This window comes from uncultured Imperialibacter sp. (genome assembly GCF_963974565.1).
GTDB classification, from domain to species: Bacteria; Bacteroidota; Bacteroidia; order Cytophagales; family Cyclobacteriaceae; genus Imperialibacter; species Imperialibacter roseus.
The window spans coordinates 263,506-284,563 of sequence record NZ_CAXBCJ010000008.1 but is presented as its reverse complement, the minus strand read 5'-3'; the positions used below and the strand labels follow the sequence as shown (position 1 = coordinate 284,563).

Sequence of the window (21,058 nt, the reverse complement as noted above, 5' to 3'; positions counted from 1 at the left end):
ACATAACATCATTACCTAAAACCTGATATTCTCACTATCTTGATTGTTCAAAAAACTAATAGCCAATGTCTACCTACTCACGCCGCAAATTTTTAGATACCATGAAACTGGGTGCTGGTGCTGCACTCGGAGCTTCTTTGCTCACTTTTCCATCTGCCACTGCTTTGGCTTCTGTTTCTTCATTTCCCCGCCGCAGGCAAGGAAAGAAGTTGGGGATCGCTCTGGTTGGGCTGGGTTATTATGCCAAAAATCTGTTGGCACCAGCGCTGGAGAAAACCGAAGACTGTTACCTGGCCGGTATCGTCACAGGCACGCCTTCGAAGATTCCCGAATGGAAAGAGAAGTACAATATTGCCGATAAGAATGTTTACAGCTACGACACATTCGACAAAATCAAGGACAACCCCGACATCGATATCATTTATGTGGTGCTGCCCAACAGCATGCACAAGGAATACACCATCCGTGCTGCCAAAGCTGGTAAGCATGTGATTTGCGAGAAGCCCATGGCGCTCAACCCCGCTGAATGTCGGGAAATGATCGCTGCCTGCGACAAGGCGAAGGTGAAGCTGGCCATTGGGTACCGACTGCACTCGGAGCCGCATACACAGGAGATCATGCGTTTGGCGAGAGAAAAAGATTTTGGAGCTGTGAAACTCGTTGAAGCAGCCGACGGCTTTAAAATAGGCGATCCAACTCAGTGGAGGTTAAAGAAAGCCCTTGCCGGAGGCGGTGCCATGTACGATGTGGGTGTGTACTGCATCAACGGCGCTCGTTATGCCACGGGCGAACAACCCATTGCCGTTACGGCCCAGGAGTACAAAACCGACCCTGTCAAATTCAAGGAGGTGGATGAAACGATCACCTGGCAAATGGAATTTTCCAGCGGAGCAGTCGCTACTTGTACCACCACTTACGCTGCATCAACTGAAAGACTTTATGTAGCTTACGAAAAAGGTTGGGCTGAGCTTCGTCCGGCTTTCGGATACGGGCCCATCAAAGGCAAAACAAACAAGGGAGAAATGGACATTCCTCATACAATCCATCAAGCCCTGCAAATGGACGATTTCAGCCGCTGTGTGAAAGAGAACAAGGAATCACCGGTCACCGGCTATGAAGGCCTGAAGGACTTGCTGGTAGTGGAAGCGATTTACAAGTCGATTGCTTCTGGTAAGAAAGAGAAAGTAATGCCTGTTTAAATGATCATTGAGGCAGCTACGGCCCGGAAGCCAGCTGCCTTACATTATACCGGTTATTGCGAGGGACGAAGCAATCTTCTGGTTGTAAGCAGAATCATATTGTACGGTGATTTTCTTCGAATATTGAAAAATTCAGAATGATTGGTAAACAACAAACCATCGAAAACCTACTGCCCCACAGAACTCCTTTCCTGTTTGTTGACGACATTGTTTCGGTAGACAAAGAAGAGATCGTGGCAGTCAAAACCTTCGATAGTGAAACTAACCTTTGGCTGAAGGGAAGTTTTCCGGAGCATAACTTCGTGCCAGGCACTATCCTGATTGAGTCGATGGCGCAGTGTGGAGGTGCCGCCATCAAGCAAATGGGTATTATGGACGGCCTGTTTGCCCTGACCAGTATTGAACACGCAGAGTTTTTCAAAGGAGTTGAATACGATCAGCCAGTAAAATATGTGATCAAAAACATCCGCATCAGCGACAAGCTGATCAAGCAGTCTGGCATCGCCTATGTAAACGAGCTGCTGGCTTTGGAGGCAACCTGGTTGTGCGTGAGGATGGGGTGAATCGAGGCCGGCTTTTTCTATTCATGAATTTGCCCGCCACCATTTCCTAACAATCCCTATTTTTACCCCATGAAGCTATTCTTCAACCGGCTGTATGTAGGATACGCCCTGCTGGTATTTTCTATTACGTTTCTGATTCTTTTTCCCTGGTTCCTGCTGGGAATCTATTACCCGCCGGCATCCAGAATGGTGCTAAAGGTGAACTATTGGTGGGCGATTGTTTACTTCTTTCTGATTGGATTGCCCATTAGTGAGGAGTGGCGCTTCAAACGGGACGGCCGCCAAAACTACATCTTCTGCTCCAACCATTTTTCCTACCTCGACATCCCCGTGATGGGGTTTGTTCATTCACCTTGTGTTTTTGTCGGCAAAAGCAGTATTGCCAAAGTACCGTTGTTCGGCTTTATGTTTAGAAAGTTGCACATCATGGTCGACAGGGAGAGAGCCAGAAGCAGGGCCGAAGTCTACAAAAGAGCAGCCATGGCACTGGATGAAAAGAAATCCGTGATCATTTTTCCCGAAGGAGGCATTAAGGTCGTGCATTCGCCAAAGATGACACCTTTCAAGGATGGGGCCTTTCGTATGGCCATTGAGAAACAAATTCCAATTGTTCCAGTGACCATTCCATACAATTGGATAATTTTACCGGACGACAATCGTTTTGTCATTCGTTTCAAACGCCCTAAAATTGTGCTCCACGAGCCCATCGACACCAAAGGGATGACAATTGATAAGGTGGACGAACTGAAGGATGAATGTTTTAGGGTGATAGATGAAGAACTCAGGAATCGCTTCCCTGAAAAATTTGCAAAAGATACTGAATGAAAATAGATAAAGACACCTTGCACAAACTGGCTCACCTGGCCAGGCTTGAATTGGATCCTTCCAACGAAAAGGAAATGCTCAACAGCCTGAGCGAAATCCTCACTTGGGTGGAAAAGCTCAATGAGTTGGACACAAAGGCTGTGGATCCCCTGGTAAGCATGTCGTATGAACTGAATGCTTTCAGAGAGGACAAGGTAACGGAAGAGCTTCCACGGGAAGAAGGTCTTGCCAACGCACCTCAGCATGACGACAAGTTCTTTATCGTACCCAAGGTAATCGAATAATATGAACGAAAGCTGGGCTTTCTGGAAGGAGTGGCCTTTCGAACTCAGGCGGCTTTTTGTTGCCATAGCAGCCATCGCCAGCCTCCTTATACTAACCGTTTTAGGTTTCGAAATTGCGGGGCACCACCTCGTGCTCGACTGGTACCTCACTTCCGAAACAGAGACTGTTAAACTTGCGCTGGACCATGTTTCCGTTGGGCTTTTCGATCTGGACATCCCCGCCGATGTATACCTGGTCAAGCAGCATTTCGAGGGCAGCACCTGGATCATCCGCCCCTGGGCGGGTGTGGTTTATCTGGGGCTTCTTTCTCTGTTTTACAGCCTGCTGCTGGCTGCTTCTACTTACCTGCCCCGGTTTTGGTACATGGTAGCTTCCGTGGTTTTCATAGGTTTACTGATTTCGATGCGCCTGGAGCAGCTCCTTCTTTTTGGCTGGTTCGACTACAAACCTCTGGCGATTGGCATACTGCTTTTTCTGCCGCTTAGCTATTATTTTCATGCTTTTAAAAACCATATTCCTTTGGTGAAAAGGTTTTTTGCCTTTACCGGAGCATTCACGCTCCTTGCAGTAATTATTTACTTTGGTTCTCAAATTGAAGATCCCTTTTATACGCTCGCTCAATACAATTTCACAGCTCCTGTAATCATTGTCGTTGTGTTTGCTTTGTTGGTGGGCCACGAAGTTGTCTATTTCATCCTGCGAATGATCACCAGTGGCAAGGCGCAGGCAGGCTCAAAAAACTGGGTGCACTTTTTCACATTCAGCATATTCTATCTTGTTAACGTGGGGCTGGCCTACGCACACAACGGCCGCTACCTCACTTGGGATATTCTCTATCTCAACGAATTTCTGATGCTCGGCCTTGCCGCCGTCTTGGGTCTTTGGGGGTTGAAAGCCAGAGAGGCCAAGTACGAACGGACAGCTCCTTTTTATCCTGTCGCTGCTGTTTTCTATGTCGCCCTATGCGGGATTAGCTTCACTACTATTGGCTACCAACTGTTGCAGGGCAACGACCCCGTGCTGGAAGCATTTGAAGACGCCATTCTGTTCAGCCAGCTTGGCTTTGGCGTTATCTTTTTGCTATACATTATCGTCAACTTCATCACACCTTTGATGAGGAACATGGCTGTGCACCGCATTGTCTTCAAAGAAGGGGCCTTGCCATATCCAACTTACCGCCTGGCAGGCGCCATTGCTGTAACCGCTTTGTTTTTGCTGTCCAATCGTGTCGCACTCAATCAGTCAATTGCAGGGTACTACAACTCATTGGGCGATTTGTACAAGGTGAGAAATGAGCAGCTGCTGAGTGAACAGTACTATCTTCAGGGGGCATTGTATGGTTATCAAAACCACAAGTCTAACTATCAGCTGGGCTTCATTGCCAACAGCAAAGAGAAGCTGGGTGAAGCACTGTATAGATTTGAACTGGCAGCTGGTAAGAACCCTTCTCCTCACGCTTTTGTCAATCTGAGCAACCAATATCAAAATACCGACCAATTCTTTAAAGGCATTTTCGCTTTGCAGAAGGGGAAGAGCAAATTCCCTTCTAATGGCTACATCGGCAACAACCTTGGCGTTCTTTATTCTTCGACCAATATTCTCGACTCTGCGACATTTTATTTGCGGCAGGGTCTCGGCGAAGAATTTTCCCGCCGTGCTGCTAACACCAATCTTGGATATGTGTCGTTCAAGGCGGGCCAGCAAATTGGTGCCGATGAAATAGAGGAGGTAGTGAACGACCAGCTTCCTTTTGGCTTCCTGACCAATGCATTGGCAGCCATGGCTAAAAATGCCACGAACCAATTACCAGAAGTAGTGAAGCCTTTTCTACCCGACTCAACACTATCTGGCTTCACTTTCCCCTTTGTTTACAACGCTGCCATAGTAGATATGGGGCAGACGGAAGGAAAACTGACCGACAGGTTGCCTGCTATGGTGGATGCTTCTTCGAATGCAGGCTTTTACGGCCCCTTGTCCATCGCACATGCGCTGCATCTTTACTACCAAGGCAAGGCTTCCCAAGCCATTCAGATCCTCAACCGGGTGCAGCAAGGGTTTCCCACCTACAGGGGCTATTGTTTCCATTTGATGAGCGTGATGGCGCTTGATCAGGGAGCAGCTATGAAAGCAGCTGAGTATTTTGAAAGTGCTTCTGCTGAAAGCTATCCTGATGCTGATATCAACCAGGCGATTGCATTATCTGAAGCTGGAAACTGGGAGCAGGCGACTTTGAAGTGGATTTTGTTGGAAACCCATGAGGGCACGTCAACGCTTGCTGAATCTATGCTCAAATTGTCGGAGACATCGGATTTGAGCAGCTTGGCAACCGACCAACAACGATACCAGTACTTTCGTTGGTTTGGGCGGCGACTAAACGAAACGCAGCAGGATGATGTTCTGGCCGCTTTCGAAAGCGAAAGCATGAAGAAGGCAGCCTTGGTTTGTCTTGCACAGGCTTATTTCAACGCCGGAGACACACAAGCCGCACAGCAGCTAATAGACAATCCATTGCTGAACGACTGGGCACAGTCCGAAATGACGATTTTGGAATTGGAACTGGCGATTAAAGAGGGTGGGCTGCCAAAACTGGGTAATAGTGATTTGATCAACAGCCTGCCGCCAAAGTATGGCCAGGTGTGGGTAAGAGCTGCTCAGGCCGTGAAGGTGAACGATGCAACTGCTTTGAAGGAGGCGATTGTTAGTAATCCTTTCAATGCCACCCTCGCAATGGCTGCCGCCGAATTTTTACGGGAAATGAAAGAAGACGAAGCAGCTTACGATGTGCTTGTAGCCAGCATTGAGACCAATCCCTACAACCCGGAAATAATCAGGAAATACATTTGGCTGGCACTCGATATGGGATTCCAAAACTACGCTGAAAATGGAGTGATTCAACTCCTCGACCTGCTTCCACCAGAAGAATACAAGGCCTTCGAAAGAGAATACGCCGACCGGGTCGCAGAAATAGAAGCAGAACGGGAAAGCTGGAACTTCGATTGATTCCGATTTAAGACATTATACCTATCCTTGCAGGCAAGGAGACCAGGCATTTAACTTAAAAGGGCAAATGATTTGGGTACTTCAAAGCCTCATCGGGGCGATATTCTTTAGCGTTGGGTTTCAACCCGACGCTGTTTCAGTTGCAGTCCGTCCCAAAATCCCACTACGGTGATCTTTTTCAGCGCTGGGTTTCAACCCGGCGCAATTTCGGTATAGTATAGTGCAATTCCCATCTGGACTAGCGCTGGCTTTTGCCCCGGAAGCCGATCAACGCATTTCAAAGCCCCATCGGAGCGATCTTTTTCAGCGTTGGGTTTCAACCCGACGCTGGAAATTTGATTGCCATTTAGGAACGTCATGCCTGCGAAGGCAGGCATCTCAATTAAAAAGACAAGAGGTTACCGCTGTTCCCCCAACATCACCTCCAAAAACTTCCGCAACGCTGGATTCTCGTTGTCCTTCTTCCACATCGCCGACAACCTGGCCGTTTGCTTCCCATTTTTCAACTCGATAAACTTCACTTTCAGACTGAAACCCTCTTTCAATGTCGTCGGTACTATTGCAATCCCAAGCTTATTCTCCACCAATCTGAAAATTGTACTGGCGTGTACCGAACGATGTGAAACCTTCGGACGGAAGCCGCTGGCTTCGAATATATTCATGAACTGATTAAAATAGTCGACGCTATAATCGCTCGAAAACAAAATAAAGTTTTCTTCCTTTAGCTGATGCAAATCCACAAAGCTGTCTTCATTCATTGGGTGATCATGAGGGAGCACCAGAGAAAATGTATCCTCGAAGACCGTAATTAATTGCATTTCCTTCGGTGCATGTTCCAGCCTTACAAAACCGATATCGAGCTTTTCGTGCATGACCCCTTCCAGTTGTTCCTGGTTAGCCATTTCCGTCAATGTGGTATGAATCGAAGGGAATCGCTTGTTAATTTCAAGTAGCACCCTTGGAATAACATTTTGCATGGCCGATCCTACAAAGCCAATCCGTACCTCACCGTCGTCTCCGGCTTCAATCATTTTGAGCTGCTTGACTATGAAGTCCAGATTGTTGATAACACCCTTGAGCTCTTGTTGAAGGTATTTCCCAGGTGCCGTCAGTGCTACGTTCCGCTTGTTTCTTACAAACAGTTTTACGTCCAGCTCTTCTTCCAGCTGCTGTATCTGGCGGCTAAGCCCCGGCTGGGTGATAAACAGCTTTTCGGCCGCTTTCCTGAAATGAAGCTCCTCCGCCACTTCCAGAAAATACTTGAAATGACGAAGCTCTAACTGATTACTTATAGGCATTAGTTATTGATATAAAAGGTATTTTTAGTAATTAAAGGTAGTGAGTAGATTTGAGAAATGCTTACATCGGTTAGAACTGATTGATTTTCATAGGTCTAGGGGTCAGTTCGTTCCGAATAGGCAACTTTAACCCAAATTATGCCCACGTCAGTGAATTTTCACCCTGGAGAGGACCGGCTGTCTGTCGGTCTTCTCATGAGGGTTTGCCAACAGGAAGTCGGTGTTGAGATCGCCAGAGCCGCCAGAGAAAAAATTGAACAGAGCCGAAGTTATGTTGACCAAATTGTAGAAAGCAATAAGGTTGTATATGGCATAAATACCGGTTTTGGGCCTTTGTGCAATACCCAGATAGCCGCCGGCGACACTCGAAAACTGCAGGACAATATCCTGCGCAGCCACAGTGTGGGGGTAGGGGCTCCCGTTCCTTTGGACATTGTCCGGCTGATGCTCATTACCAAGCTACAGTCCCTGAGTCAGGGCTATTCCGGCATTTCTACCGAAGTGTTGGAACGCATGATCTGGCACCTCACAACCGGATACTTACCCTACGTTCCGTCGCAAGGCTCAGTAGGTGCGTCCGGTGATTTGGCACCCTTGGCTCACATGTTCCTTCCTTTAATCGGGCTCGGAAAGGTGTGGGACGGAAACAACTGGGTCGAAACTGAAGCGATATTCCAAAAAGAGGGCATCAAGCCTATTGAACTTGGCGCAAAAGAAGGTTTGGCGCTGATCAATGGTACCCAGTTTATTGCTTCCTATGCCGTACTCGGTTTGCACCGTCTTCATAATTTGCTTGAAACAGCCGACATCATCGGCGCCATGAGTCTCGAAGGCGTGCTTGGTTCGGCCAGCCCGTTCGATCCGGCACTGCACAAACTCCGGGCCTTTCAGGGCTCAACGCATGTGGCCCACCGGCTTAAAATAATGCTGCAGAACTCTGAGATGGTGGAGTCACACGCCAACTGTGGCAGGGTGCAGGATCCTTACAGCTTCCGCTGTATGCCACAGGTGCACGGTGCTTCCCGCAATGCATGGCTGCACTTGAAAGAGTTGACTGAAATAGAAATCAACAGCGTCACCGACAATCCCGTCATCTTTAGTGCAGAAAAAACCATCAGCGGAGGCAACTTCCATGGGCAGCTGCTGGCCATGCCACTGGATTACGCTACACTGGCTGCCGCCGAAATTGGTAGTATCTCCGACCGTCGAACCTACCAACTGCTGGAAGGAGATGTCGAAGGCCTTCCGAAGCTACTGATGCGCAATACCGGTATCAATTCCGGTTTCATGATTCCCCAATACACCTCTGCTGCTTTGGTGAGCGAAAACAAAAGCCTTTGTTTCCCTGCCAGCGCCGACAGCATTCCTACGTCACTCGGTCAGGAGGACCATGTGAGTATGGGCTCCATCAGCGGCCGAAAACTGAACACCGTGCTGGATAACCTCGAAAATATTTTGGCCGTAGAGTTGGTATGTGCCGCACAAGCTTTCGACTACCGCAAGCCGATGAAGTCGGGGGTGATCCTGGACGCCTGCCATGAGCTGGTGAGACAAAAAGTAGACCACGCAGAAGAGGACAGGATATTTGGCGATGACATCGCTGTAGCAAGGGAGATAGTTGCGTCGGGGGAACTAGTCCAACTCGCCAACGAGGTAGCTTTGGAAAACCATATTGATATTGGAGGGCAACTGGGTGACCGCTTTACTCTTAAATAGATTACTTTGTTGAGGAGAAACGTTAAATTGTAAATAAGAAAAGAAGGTAACCATGAAGGACATCATATTATCACTGCCTGATGATCTTGCTTCCAGGCTTAGCGATCTCTCAGAAGATGAAAAAAGACAGGTCAATAAGTTGATCGAAGATACATTGTATCCGACGGGAGGAGATCAGACAGTCATGGCTATAACTTTGTTGGAAAAGGGGTTCAAGATTCCTCTTATTGCTAAACTAACCCGGCTCGACGAATCTTTTCTTGAAGACCTGAATGCTGGGGTCAAACTTCCCAGGGCTTGAAGGTTGTTTTGGACACAAATGTGCTGATAAGCTGGGTATTTGGTAAGGGGTCTGCCATTAACCTTATGGTCGAAGAGGTACTGACAGGGCATCATTTATTTACCTGCGATGAAATTCTGGATGAGGTGAACGAAAAGCTGGCTTCGCCACGGTTGCAGAAATATATTGACTCCGAACGGGCCCAACAGCTTGTGGCTCACTATACATCCAAGGCAACCAGATTTGAAGTGATAAACCATGTTCAAGTGTGCAGAGACCCCGATGACGACATCGTTTTGGCACTTGCAGTAACCGCCGAAGCAGACTGTATCATAACTGGGGACAACGACCTCCTGATTCTTCATCCTTATCAAAATATTCAGATAGTAACACCGGCAACTTTCTCTGATAAATTTTTGTAGTTGCTTTTTCTAACGCTAATAGCAGCCAAATCGATAGCAAAAAATGAATCTTTCAGCCTTTCTTAATACTTACGCCAGCCACCCAAGCTACAAAGCGCCCACTGGCTCAACCCTGAACGCCAGGTCGTGGCAAACTGAAGCGCCATTGCGCATGTTCCTCAACAACCTAGACACCGAGGTGGCCGAAAATCCTGCCGAATTGGTAGTGTACGGCGGCACTGGTCAGGCGGCCAGAAATGTGGAAGCAACGAAAAAAATCATTGAGATGCTCCTGCAGTTGGATGACGAGCATAGCCTGCTGATCCAGTCCGGAAAACCTGTTGGTGTACTTCGGACACACCCCGAAGCACCAAGGGTGCTGATAGCTAACAGCAATCTGGTGCCAGCGTGGGCCAACTGGGAGCATTTTCAGGAATTGAAGGAGCGGGGACTGATGATGTATGGCCAAATGACCGCAGGAAGCTGGATTTACATTGGTTCTCAGGGCATCCTTCAGGGAACCTACGAAACCTTTGTGGAATGTGGCAAGCAGCATTTTGGTGGCGGCCTCAAGGGGAAACTGCTGGTTTCCGGGGGCCTTGGAGGAATGGGAGGTGCTCAACCGTTGGCAGCGACCATGGCAGGGGCTACTTTCCTGGGCGTCGATATCGATCCCGAAAGAATAAAGAAGCGCCTGCACACCCAGTACATTGATAAAATGACCGACTCCTATGACGAAGCGGTGAAATGGGTGCTGGAAGCCAGGGAAAGGAAGGAAAGCATCTCGGTCGGCTTAGTGGGCGACATTGGCGACGTGCTGGAAAGGCTTTTGAAAGACAATATTACGCCCGATGTACTCACCGATCAGACATCTGCGCACGACCCTGTTTTCGGCTATGTGCCCAATGGGCTGTCGCTGACCGATGCGGAAATTCTTCGAATGAAAAATCCGGTGAAATACAAGGAGCGGTCATTGAAAAGCATGGCCCGCCATGTTGGCTTTATGCTCGAAATGAAGAAAAGGGGTGCCAAAGTATTTGACTACGGCAACAACCTCCGTGAATTTGCCCGACAGGGAGGTGAAGCCAATGCTTTCGATTTCCCCGGGTTTGTGCCTGCTTATATCCGCCCGTTGTTTTGCGAAGGCAAAGGCCCTTTCCGTTGGGCTGCCCTTTCTGGTGATCCTGATGATATTTACACAACCGACAAGGCGCTGATGGAAGCTTTTCCGGAAAATGCCCACCTCATCAACTGGTTGCAGCAAGCCAGAGAGAAAATAGCCTTTCAGGGGCTGCCCTGCCGTATTTGCTGGCTGGGCATGGGAGAGCGGGAAAAGGCCGGGCTGATCTTTAACGACCTGGTGAAAACAGGCAAAGTAAAAGCTCCGATCGTCATTGGCCGTGATCACCTCGACTGTGGTTCTGTAGCATCACCCAACAGGGAAACGGAAGGCATGCTCGACGGCTCCGATGCGGTGTCCGATTGGCCATTGCTTAACCTCATGGGCAATACAGCAGGCGGTGCCACGTGGGTTTCTTTCCACCACGGGGGAGGTGTTGGCATGGGCTATTCTCAGCATGCCGGCATGGTGGTGCTGGCCGATGGTACCGAAAGAGCCGAAAAATGCCTTCGTCGTGTGCTTTTCAACGATCCGGCCATGGGCGTTTTCCGCCACATGGACGCCGGCTACGAACTCGCCAACGACGTCGCCGCCACCCATCATTTGAAATTTTAGTTTGTATTATACTAAAATGTAAATTTAGCAGAAAAGGCCAGCCCTGTAGGGGCGACATATCATAGCGATGGGTTTAAACCCATCGCTCCAAAGACATATATCAAAAAAAATGCATACCCCCCAACTCACCGGCCCGTTCAAACAAGTCGTCACCCTGGCCAACCTGCCAACAAAGGGCCCAATAACGGACGATCAGCTTCAGGTGGTACCGAACGCAGGTATTGTGCTCCACGGCGATCGTATTGTCGAGATAGTTGACTTCGAAGAAGGAACGAAAAAGCACAAGAATGTTTTTGAAATGGAAGGCGACTATGTGGCTCTTCCCGGCCTCATCGACTGCCACACCCATATCTGCTTTGCGGGCTCTCGGGCAAAAGACTACCAGCTGAAGGTGGGTGGTGCAGGCTATCAGGAGATACTCAAAGGCGGCGGTGGTATCCACGACACTGTGCAAAAGACGAGAGCGGCTACTCTGGCAGAATTAGAGAGGCTGGTAGCCGGGCGGGCCACACGGCACATCACAGAAGGTGTGACAACCATTGAAGTGAAAAGTGGTTATGGCCTTAACCTGGCCGACGAGCTTAAGATGTTGGAAGCCATCAGCCGCACGTCAAAGGAATATTTGCTCGACCTTATCCCCACTTGTCTGGCGGCCCATGTCAAGCCGGGTGAATTCGACCAGGCTGACGAATACCTCGATTTTCTGGTCAACAACCTATTGCCTCAGGTAAAACAGGAGGGTCTTTCCAATAGGGTAGATATTTTTGTGGAAGACGGTGCTTTTGATGTGGCGCTTAGCCGAAAGTACCTAACACAAGCCAAAGAATTGGGTTTTCACCTCACTGTGCACGCCGACCAGTTCAGTTCCGGCGGTAGCAAGCTGGCAGCAGACATCGGCGCTCTCAGCGCTGACCACCTCGAAGCTTCCACCGATACCGATATCAAGCACCTGGCTGGGAGCAACACCGTTGGCGTCGTATTGCCGGGTGCTTCCATGGGTTTGGGCCTGCCATTTGCTTCAGCCAGAAAATTGCTCGACTACGGGGGCTGTCTTGCCATCGCCACCGACTGGAACCCAGGCAGTGCTCCTATGGGTGATTTGCTGATGCAGGCGGCGGTGTTGGGAGCTTCGCAGAAGCTTTCCATGGCCGAAACCTGGGCAGGCATCACCTTCCGGGCAGCGAAAGCCCTTGACCTGGACGACCGAGGAAGCCTAATGTCCGGCAATTTGGCAGATTTTATTGCTTTTGAAACAACGGACTACCGGGAGGTGCTATATCACCAGGGTAAAATGAAACCAGTGGCCGTATGGAAAAATGGGCGGCTGGTTGAATAAAAAGTGGGCGAATAAACTGTCATTTGCTCAGTAGGTTTAACACCCAACAATATTCACTATCGGAGCCTTCATTAAATCTTTTAACTTCGCTCCACATAAACAAAACGATTGGCTTTCTGATTTAAAGGCATGTACAGATTACCTGACAGAAACATTTGGCGAGGAAGAACTGATAAATATGATGGGCCGGATGGCGCCCGCTGGCACCATGTCATTCAAATGCTCGATCTGTCAAGACCTATTGCTTCGGCTGCGGGTGAAAGAAAATTTGCGCTGCTAGGCTTTTGTTCCGACGAAGGAGTAAGAAAAAACTTTGGTAGGAGAGGAGCCTCTGAAGGGCCATATGTTATCAGGAAAATGGCAGCCAATTTACCCTGGCACGGCAAATCATCTGTTTCCCTTTTCGATGCCGGCGATGTGCTTTGCCCCAATGGCAACCTGGAAACGGTTCAGAGGCTATTAGGACAAAAAGTGGCGACACTGCTAGATACCGGCTATTTCCCTATTTTGCTGGGAGGTGGACATGAAATCGCCTACGGACATTTTCTTGGGGCTTTTGCCCATTGTCCGGATAAGAAGATCGGTATCATCAATCTCGATGCACATTTCGATCTGCGAAACGACCCGCATGCACCCACCTCGGGGACGCCATTTTTGCAAATAGCTAATTTCCTTGCCCAGGAAGGAAAGCCGTTCGACTATATGTGCCTCGGCATTCAGCCGTCCGGCAATACCACTGCCCTTTACAAGACTGCCCACCGCAAGAAAGTAAAATACCTGGAAGCAGGAACGCTCTTTCAGCTTTCTACGGCCGAAATAGAAAAGGTGATCCATAAATTCACGAAGCCCCTCGATCATATTTACCTCACCATATGCCTCGACGTAATGGATGGCGCATTTGCTCCGGGTGTCAGTGCTCCGGCTGTAATGGGGCTGGCACCACAGCAGGTAGCCGAGCTACTGCGCATCATTATGGGCACAGGCAAAGTGCTTACCTGCGATATTGCAGAAATGAACCCAGCCTTTGATCAGGACAATAGAACAGCGAAACTAGCGGCAAACCTCGTATTTCGAATCATGAGCGAACTAAAACCTACAAAGTAGCAAGCGCTTCTTCGTGCCTTTGAGTCTTTGAGTCTTAAAAAAAGAACCTTCCCTAACACTGTGAAGAGGATTCTACTACCTAAGTGTGTGTTGAGGGAAGGTCACAATCAATCGAAAACCGAGAGCAAGATGGTCAGGCTTTCGAGGTTTGTAATCCCCCAAACTGAGGGAATTTTCAATTTCTCCGAAGAAATGATTTTTTTTTACGTCCGATGAAAGTTTTTTTTAAGCTGTTTTTGAGCCTTGCCATCCTCAGGATTTATTCCCGTGCTAATCTACTCGGGTTTATTTCAACCCTCTAAAACTTTCATTTCTGCAAATCCTCTTTTTTTGGATTAAAAAAGAACCTATAGAGGACTCATTTGTAAATTACTGACTAACAGGCCGTTATATGAAATTATAATCCTTCTGCTTATAATTGAGAGGAAATAGGAATTAACCCCAATAATGATTGATATGGAACGACACCTTAATCACACAGTTGTAGCAGATCTTGAAAACGAATTGAAAGATACTTTCGCTAACATAGAAATGAGTGACCTGAACCTTCAGGACATTACAATGGATGAGTTTGTTGAGCAGTTGAGCAAAAAATCAAAGCTTAGCAAAGAGGAAGTAACTGAGATGGTAGAAGAAAAGATCAACTACATCTACTCAAAGAGACTAGGATAATACCTTTTCTACTTAAATTACACCCTGATTAATGAAGAGGCTGCCCAAAAGGCGGCCTTTTTTTTATGAGTGCTTTTCACTCCAGCACGATCGATTCCCAACATCTGGAACTGTCTTTTGTATTTCTCAGGTTCAAATCTGAACACAACTGTACGGTATTCGTACACATTTCTTCATAAACATGAACTTTAACTGATTGATAATCAAATATTTAAATAAATGGCATATTCATTGGTAAATAGGAGATGGACTTGAAAAAATGGATATGTTTATAATGAGAAAAGTGAATGTGTGGCACCTTCTGTTTGTGCTCTTGTTTTCAATATTGGTGAGCCCGGCCTTTTCGCAAGCCGAACCCGAAGTTCTCACTCTAGAAAGGGCTATGGAGCTGGCGCTTCAGAATAATATAGATTTGAAGAGAGCGCAAAACAACGTAATTGCAGCCACGTCAAACAAGCGGCAAGCAGTGATGAATTTTCTCCCGAATCTTAATGGCTCTATTGGCTATACTGTTTCTAATGGAACTAACTTTGACAATAACTCCGGCCAGTTCGTAACGACAACTTTTGAGCAGTCAAGCCCTACTTTAAGCTCTAATATGAACTTGTTTAGCGCTTTCTATAATCATCATTTGTTGCATAGAAGGGAGAATGAGTTGGAGTCGTCAGTTTACGCACTTAGGTACTCTGAATTAATTGTCAGGGCGAATGTCTTGCTAAGGTTTCTGAACGTTTCACTTGATAGAGAAAATATCAAAAACTCCGAACGCAGGCTTGAACTGCTTCAATCGCAGCTTGAACGTGAAGAAAAGCGTGAATCTGTCGGTGTAGCCAGTTTGGAGAATGTGTACAACTTCAGATCCCAGGTTGCAAACCAGAAGCTAACGCTTGTGGGCCTCGAAAACCAGTACAAAAGTGATTTTCTAGCGCTGATTCAAACGTTACAACTAAATGATCCTGAGAACTATGTGCTTCAGGATATCGAAGTGCAGGTTTCTGCGGAGGATACTCAGGTGGAACCATTTCAGCAAGTAATGGCGGAAGTTTTAGAGAACTCTTACAATGTCAAGAGCTCTTTTTATACCATGCAAGCGGCAAAAAATGCCTTGAAGGTGAGCCGCACCAGTTACTATCCTTCCGTTGGTATTGGAGCCGGAATCGGCACTCGATACTCAACCAACAATGATGGAGAGTTGTTCTCTCAGTACAAGACGTTTACAAACAATTACTACGGATTCCAGATAAGTGTGCCAATTTTCAACAACTTTTTGGTTAAAAACCAGGTTGCGCAGGCAAAGGTGGGAATGTTTAACGCTGAATTGAATTACAAGCAGGCAATTTTGGATATAACAAATAGAATTCAGAGGGACTATCTGGATTTAGTTTCATCCATTACCTCCTATGAATCTGCTTTGGAAAACTTCGAAGCACAGGAGCAGACATTCAATTTTGTTCAAACCCGATTCGACACTGGTGCGACAGATTTCTATACATACCTTGAAAGTCTGAATAATAAGAACAATGCCGAGATTACACTTATTAATGCCAAGTATAGTATTGCATTTAGGAATAAAATTCTCGATCTGTTCAGAGGAATGTCATCCACTACAGAGTAGTACATCTGTATAACTGATATCAACGAAGGAGGTCAAAGCCTCCTTCTTTTTTTGTCCCAACCACACGATGGCCAATCAGCAGGACATGCAAATACGTGTCAGGTAAACTGATCTCGTTTTTCTCGCTACTGTATAGATCCTGGATAAAAACACTGTCGTTACTTGTCAGGTAGAGCTGATTCTTCGAAAAGCAAAAAAAGTCGCAAGACGGGCTGTCGATGATGCCCTGATAATTTCCGAGGTTGTCAAAATAAACAATGCCCCCGCTGTCCAGAGAAGCAAACAGCACGTTCTGATATTCCCTGATGAAAAGAATCTTACCATCAACGGGTATTGATGCGTTGAAAGGGATTTTCGACTGAATTTTTTGATCAATAGGGTCAAATTTAATCAAGCCGTTGTACGACTCGTCGATCAGCCAGAACGAGTTATCCTGCGAGGGGCAGGCGAGCCGTATAAAGCTCTGAGACTTGCCAGTGAGGTCATACTCAGTAGTAGGCGACATGAACCTGTCGAGTATGACGATAGATTGAAATTCTTCGTAAAACAGAAAAGTCTTTAGCGGATTCCAGGGATCAATCAGCGTGACCTGCCCCAGCCTTCTCGGAGAGTAGTTCACAATCTGCCTGCCCGTGGTGTCGTATTTGGCAACCGTACCGTTCTTGAATGCAAGATAGAAGTCGCCTCGTCTGTCAACCGACTGAGCCGTGACAACTGGCCCAGGCACATTTTTTTCAATCACTAGCTGGGCCTGGCACACCAAAACAGACTCGAGTAGGGCCAGACATAGGACAACTGCCTTATTCAAACCTTTTGAGCGCAACTTTTTTTCCGTCAAATACCGCATAAGTACAGTGGTTGATCCACTCTCCTAAGTTAATGTATCTGCTGCTCTTCCCAACTTCCAGGTCAAGGGGCAGGTGTCTGTGCCCGAAAATATAGAAGTCGTGGTGCTCTTTGGCTTCAGCTTCTTTGCAATATGTCCAAAGCCACTCGTCATCCCCCAGAAAGGCCTCGTCATACTTCAGGTTGCTGATCCTGCTGTTGCTCGACCATTTGTGAGCGATGGCCATTCCCACATTGGGGTGCAGCCATTTGAATGCCCATTGGCAAAGCTTGTTCCTGAAAATCTTCTTAAGAAATTTATATCGATAGTCGCCTGGCCCAAGGCCATCGCCGTGCCCCACCAGCAGCTTTACACCATTGACGACGTAGCGCTTGTTTTCATGGTACACGGGTATTCCAAACTCTTCAGTAAAGTAGCTGGCCATCCACATATCGTGGTTGCCTGAGAAAAAGATGACAGGAATGTCTTTATCGACCAGTTCAGCAATTTTTCCCTGAAACCGGGCAAAGCCTTTGGGGATCACATGGTTGTACTCAAACCAGAAATCAAAAATATCGCCAACAAGAAAGATGGCGGCGGCAGAGTCTTCGATACTTCCCAGCCATTCCACCACTTTGTTCTCCCTTTCCCGGCTCTTTGTTTGGTTGGGGGCTCCAAGGTGAAAATCACTGGCGAAATAGATCAATTTCCCGTCCGGGAGGGTACCGTTGTCAAACTGCATATGGGTACAAAATAAAAAGATCAGGCGTTAACCTGATCTTTGAATCAAATATTATTTAAAGAAGATCACTTTTTGGTTGTATCCTCAACTACGTCTGAGGTTTCCTCATTTGTAACTTCCTCTGCTACCGACTTTTTCAAAGCTTCAACTTCATCATCGGTTTTTTCTTCGCCTTCGACTACTGCTTCTACTCCCTCTCCGTTGGCGTTATTGTTGGTAAATGCCTGGTAGGTGGTTTGCTTTTCAAAAGGGCGTTTACCTATCAGCCTTTCCAAATCATTCTGAAAAATGATTTCCTTCTCCAGAAGTTCTTTAGCGATAACCTCAAGCTCCTTTTTGTGATGAGTCAGCATCTTCTTCGTACGCTCATAAGCAGTAGAAATAATGTTTCTCACTTCAGAGTCTATCGTTTCAGCGGTTGATTCCGAATAGGGCTTGTTGAAGGCATATTCCGACTGCTTTGAATCATAGAACGACACGTTGCCAATTTTGTCATTCATACCATAGATCGTTACGATGCTGTAAGCCATCTTGGTTACCCTCTCCAAATCGCTCAGCGCCCCGGTTGATATCTTACCAAAAATAATCTCCTCAGCGGCACGACCACCCAAAGCCATACTCATCTCATCAAGCAACTGCTCAGTTTGGTACAGGAACTGCTCTTTCGGCAGATACTGCGCATACCCAAGCGCCGCAATACCACGGGGAACGATGGATACTTTCACCAACGGATCGGCGTGCTCAAGGAACCAACCGGCCACTGCATGACCAGCTTCATGGTAGGCAACAATTTTCTTTTCTTCCGGCGAAATGATTTTTGTCTTCTTCTCCAAACCACCAATAACTCTGTCAATGGCATCCTGAAAGTCTTGCATGTCAACGGCTTCTTTGTCTCTTCTGGCTGCGATAAGTGCGGCCTCGTTACACACGTTGGCAATTTCAGCACCGGCAAAGCCCGGAGTTTGTGCAGCCAGTTTTTTCACGTCTACGTCTTTCGACATCTTAATAGGCTTCAAATGCACTTTGAAAATAGCCTCTCTGCCAATTACATCTGGCTTGTCAATACTAATTTGACGGTCAAACCTGCCCGGGCGCAGCAAAGCGCTGTCAAGCACGTCAGGGCGGTTAGTAGCCGCCAGGATGATAACACCTGAGTCCGTGGCAAAGCCATCCATTTCAACCAGCAGCGAGTTCAGCGTATTCTCTCTTTCATCGTTGGAGCCAGGCACCTGGCCTCTGCCCCTTGAGCGACCAATAGCGTCAATCTCGTCTATGAACACAATACATGGCGCTTTCTCTTTCGCTTGCTTAAACAGGTCACGTACCCTTGCAGCACCTACACCAACAAACATTTCAACAAAGTCAGAACCCGAAAGTGAGAAGAAAGGCACAGCAGCTTCACCAGCTACCGCTTTCGCCAAAAGTGTTTTACCCGTGCCCGGAGGGCCTACAAGCAAAGCTCCCTTTGGTATTTTACCACCCAGCTTAGTAAACTTGGCTGGATTCTTAAGAAAGTCTACAATTTCTTTTACCTCTTCTTTGGCCTCGTCAAGTCCTGCCACATCCACGAAGGTGATCTTTACCTTGTTTTCTGCATCAAACAATGCTGCTCTTGATTTTCCAATATTGAAAATCTGTCCGCCAGGTCCACCGCCACCGGTCATCCGGCGCATCAAGAACCAGAAACCGAACAGGATCAGGAACAAGAAACCCCAATTAAAGAAAATGTTGGTGATGTCAGATCCCTCCTCGATTTTGTACTCAATTCTCTGGTTGTCAGGCAACCCTTTCTCAATCTCCCTAAACTTCTCATCGAAGTTGTCGGCCGAAATGATCTTGAATTTGTAATGTGGCCCCTGGCTGAGCGAGAAAGGATTTCTCTGCTCCAACTCTACTTTGTACTTACTGTTATTGAGTGCTTCTTCTTTTAATGTTACTTCAACAAGGTTTTGCGTTCTTAAAAGCACCACCCCTTTCACATCATTGCTGAGCAGCATTTGCTCGAACCTTTTTTGCGAAATAGTTACTGATGAAGAGCTGTTGTTGAAATAAGTAATTCCCAGCACTACCGCCAGAAGCGTTAGAATCACCCAAATTTGATAATTGGGTCTCTGCGGAGGCTTTGGAATTAGGTTTTTCCTCGGTCTATCTTGATTTGCCATTCTTTAATCTTTCTAAATCTAAATCTATTGTACAGATTGATAAAACGCTTTTCTATCGCTAATGTTCCTTAAATGGATGAGCTTTCCACCGGAGTGATCACTGCATCTCCCCAAAGCTCTTCCAGCGAATAGAAATCACGCTTATCTTTTTTGAATATGTGAGCTACCACATCTATGTAATCCAAAAGGATCCACTCTTTGTTTTGCTTGCCTTCTTTTTTCCAGGGGGACTGTTTTGAAGCTTTAAAAACGAATTCTTCTACAGAATCACAAATGGCATCTATTTGAGTGTCCGAGTTGCCAGAACAGATAATGAAATAATCAGCTACAGCATTTTTCACATTTCTCAGATCCAAAACTACTATGTCGTGGGCTTTCTTTTCTGCCATTCCCTGCACCACCAAATCATTGAGTTCAACCGTTTTAGGTTCAACTGGCATTTTGCCCTTTTTTACTGTCATTCAAAACATTTTACTTTGTCTACAAAACTACGAAAAAAGATTGCACAAAATTTTCTCCAAAAATCTCTTTATCGGCAAAAAGGTTGTTTACCTGCCAAAATGTCACTCAACCAACTCGATAGCTACACAATTGGCCGAAATAGAGCATGTCAGCGAAGGTGCAGTTGTGATAGCCGACGAGCAATTGGCAGGCCGGGGTCAAAGAGGCAACACCTGGGAGTCGGAGCCAGGTAAAAACATCATGATGTCGGTGGTGCTGAAACCCACGTTCTTAAAGCCCTCGCAGCAGTTTTTTTTAAACATCATTGTATCAACCGCAGTTAAAAAGACGCTAAGCGAATTTGGGCTTGAGAATGTAAAAGTCAAATGGCCTAATGATATATATGCAGGCAACAAGAAAATTACCGGCATCCTGATTGAAAGCACGCTGAAAGGAAGCATGATCGAAACTTCAGTTGTGGGAGTAGGGTTAAATGTGAATCAACTGGTATTTACCTCAGAGAAAGCAACCTCAATGGCGCTTGAAGTGGGAAACGACCTGGACAAGGAGCTTGTGCTGGAGAAGCTGTCCCGGAATATTGAGTCTTTGTACCTTCAACTTAAGGGTGGCGCCTCTGAAAAACTGAAGGCAGACTATTTGAAGTCCATGATTGGATGGGGAGAGCGGCGGTCATACCGTGACAAAGAGGGGACGTTTGAGGGCGAAATTCTTGGCGTTTCTGAACTTGGAAAACTTAAGGTCGAGCGAGGCGGGAACGTAAGGGAGTACGACTTAAAAGAGATAGAGTTCTTATGGAAGTAGTCACTCCTTAAAAACTTCTTCCGTTTGGCTTACAAA

Annotated in this window: 19 protein-coding genes; 14 read left to right on the top strand and 5 right to left on the bottom strand. The window is 46.9% G+C overall.

Going from position 1 to position 21,058, the window contains the following annotated elements:
- Positions 1-65 precede the first annotated feature (65 nt).
- The 5 genes from AAC052_RS13840 to AAC052_RS13820 all read left to right on the top strand — a co-directional run bounded on the left by AAC052_RS13840 (position 66) and on the right by AAC052_RS13820 (position 5,872).
- Positions 66-1,199, top strand: a complete 1,134-nt coding sequence (locus AAC052_RS13840) for a Gfo/Idh/MocA family oxidoreductase (protein WP_339813935.1) — start codon at positions 66-68, stop codon at positions 1,197-1,199.
- Positions 1,200-1,336: 137 nt separating this feature from the next.
- Positions 1,337-1,762 (top strand): beta-hydroxyacyl-ACP dehydratase, encoded by a 426-nt coding sequence (locus tag AAC052_RS13835; RefSeq protein ID WP_339813934.1) that lies wholly within the window; start codon positions 1,337-1,339, stop codon positions 1,760-1,762.
- A gap of 69 nt (positions 1,763-1,831) precedes the next feature.
- Positions 1,832-2,587: a lysophospholipid acyltransferase family protein gene (locus tag AAC052_RS13830; RefSeq protein ID WP_339813932.1), complete on the top strand. Its 756-nt coding sequence runs from the start codon at positions 1,832-1,834 to the stop codon at positions 2,585-2,587.
- Positions 2,584-2,871 (top strand): Asp-tRNA(Asn)/Glu-tRNA(Gln) amidotransferase subunit GatC, encoded by a 288-nt coding sequence (gene gatC / locus AAC052_RS13825; protein WP_317487996.1) that lies wholly within the window; start codon positions 2,584-2,586, stop codon positions 2,869-2,871. The genes AAC052_RS13830 and gatC overlap by 4 nt, the downstream gene beginning before the upstream one ends.
- Before the next feature lies 1 nt (position 2,872).
- Positions 2,873-5,872 carry a hypothetical protein gene (locus AAC052_RS13820; RefSeq protein ID WP_339813931.1) on the top strand — a complete coding sequence of 1,000 codons (3,000 nt, stop codon included), beginning with the start codon at positions 2,873-2,875 and terminating at the stop codon, positions 5,870-5,872.
- Positions 5,873-6,270: 398 nt separating this feature from the next.
- Here the strand turns inward: AAC052_RS13820 and AAC052_RS13815 are convergent, their stop codons facing one another.
- Positions 6,271-7,170, bottom strand: a complete 900-nt coding sequence (locus AAC052_RS13815) for a LysR family transcriptional regulator (RefSeq protein WP_339813930.1) — start codon at positions 7,168-7,170, stop codon at positions 6,271-6,273.
- Positions 7,171-7,308: 138 nt separating this feature from the next.
- On the opposite strand from AAC052_RS13815, the gene hutH reads away from it, so the two are divergent.
- The 8 genes from hutH to AAC052_RS13775 all read left to right on the top strand — a co-directional run bounded on the left by hutH (position 7,309) and on the right by AAC052_RS13775 (position 16,029).
- Positions 7,309-8,886 carry a histidine ammonia-lyase gene (gene hutH, locus AAC052_RS13810; protein ID WP_339813928.1) on the top strand — a complete coding sequence of 526 codons (1,578 nt, stop codon included), beginning with the start codon at positions 7,309-7,311 and terminating at the stop codon, positions 8,884-8,886.
- Between the two features lie 52 nt (positions 8,887-8,938).
- On the top strand, positions 8,939-9,187 hold the full coding sequence (locus AAC052_RS13805; protein ID WP_339813927.1) for a hypothetical protein: 249 nt from the start codon (positions 8,939-8,941) through the stop codon (positions 9,185-9,187).
- Positions 9,184-9,588, top strand: a complete 405-nt coding sequence (locus AAC052_RS13800; RefSeq protein ID WP_339813925.1) for a putative toxin-antitoxin system toxin component, PIN family — start codon at positions 9,184-9,186, stop codon at positions 9,586-9,588. The genes AAC052_RS13805 and AAC052_RS13800 overlap by 4 nt, the downstream gene beginning before the upstream one ends.
- A gap of 43 nt (positions 9,589-9,631) precedes the next feature.
- A complete protein-coding gene (hutU, locus tag AAC052_RS13795) occupies positions 9,632-11,302 on the top strand; it encodes a urocanate hydratase (RefSeq protein WP_339813924.1) in 1,671 nt (556 codons plus the stop codon).
- 109 nt (positions 11,303-11,411) lie between these two features.
- A complete protein-coding gene (gene hutI, locus AAC052_RS13790) occupies positions 11,412-12,638 on the top strand; it encodes an imidazolonepropionase (protein WP_339813923.1) in 1,227 nt (408 codons plus the stop codon).
- A 129-nt stretch (positions 12,639-12,767) separates the two neighbouring features.
- Entirely contained in the window at positions 12,768-13,742 is a 975-nt protein-coding gene (gene hutG, locus AAC052_RS13785; protein ID WP_339813921.1) for a formimidoylglutamase, read from the top strand.
- A gap of 456 nt (positions 13,743-14,198) precedes the next feature.
- Positions 14,199-14,414: a hypothetical protein gene (locus AAC052_RS13780; RefSeq protein ID WP_317487989.1), complete on the top strand. Its 216-nt coding sequence runs from the start codon at positions 14,199-14,201 to the stop codon at positions 14,412-14,414.
- A gap of 274 nt (positions 14,415-14,688) precedes the next feature.
- On the top strand, positions 14,689-16,029 hold the full coding sequence (locus AAC052_RS13775) for a TolC family protein (RefSeq protein ID WP_339813919.1): 1,341 nt from the start codon (positions 14,689-14,691) through the stop codon (positions 16,027-16,029).
- A gap of 19 nt (positions 16,030-16,048) precedes the next feature.
- Here the strand turns inward: AAC052_RS13775 and AAC052_RS13770 are convergent, their stop codons facing one another.
- From AAC052_RS13770 to rsfS, 4 genes are all read right to left on the bottom strand, one after another.
- On the bottom strand, positions 16,049-16,876 hold the full coding sequence (locus AAC052_RS13770) for a hypothetical protein (protein ID WP_339813918.1): 828 nt from the start codon (positions 16,874-16,876) through the stop codon (positions 16,049-16,051).
- Positions 16,830-17,597: a UDP-2,3-diacylglucosamine diphosphatase gene (locus tag AAC052_RS13765; protein ID WP_339813916.1), complete on the bottom strand. Its 768-nt coding sequence runs from the start codon at positions 17,595-17,597 to the stop codon at positions 16,830-16,832. Before AAC052_RS13765 ends, AAC052_RS13770 begins: the two co-directional genes overlap by 47 nt.
- A gap of 65 nt (positions 17,598-17,662) precedes the next feature.
- Positions 17,663-19,759 (bottom strand): ATP-dependent zinc metalloprotease FtsH, encoded by a 2,097-nt coding sequence (gene ftsH / locus AAC052_RS13760; protein WP_317487985.1) that lies wholly within the window; start codon positions 19,757-19,759, stop codon positions 17,663-17,665.
- Between the two features lie 68 nt (positions 19,760-19,827).
- Complete coding sequence (rsfS, locus tag AAC052_RS13755; RefSeq protein WP_317487984.1) at positions 19,828-20,220, bottom strand: ribosome silencing factor; 393 nt, start codon at positions 20,218-20,220, stop codon at positions 19,828-19,830.
- A 40-nt stretch (positions 20,221-20,260) separates the two neighbouring features.
- Between rsfS and AAC052_RS13750 the strand changes: the two genes are divergently transcribed.
- Positions 20,261-21,022 carry a biotin--[acetyl-CoA-carboxylase] ligase gene (locus tag AAC052_RS13750; protein WP_339813914.1) on the top strand — a complete coding sequence of 254 codons (762 nt, stop codon included), beginning with the start codon at positions 20,261-20,263 and terminating at the stop codon, positions 21,020-21,022.
- Positions 21,023-21,058: the final 36 nt, after the last annotated feature.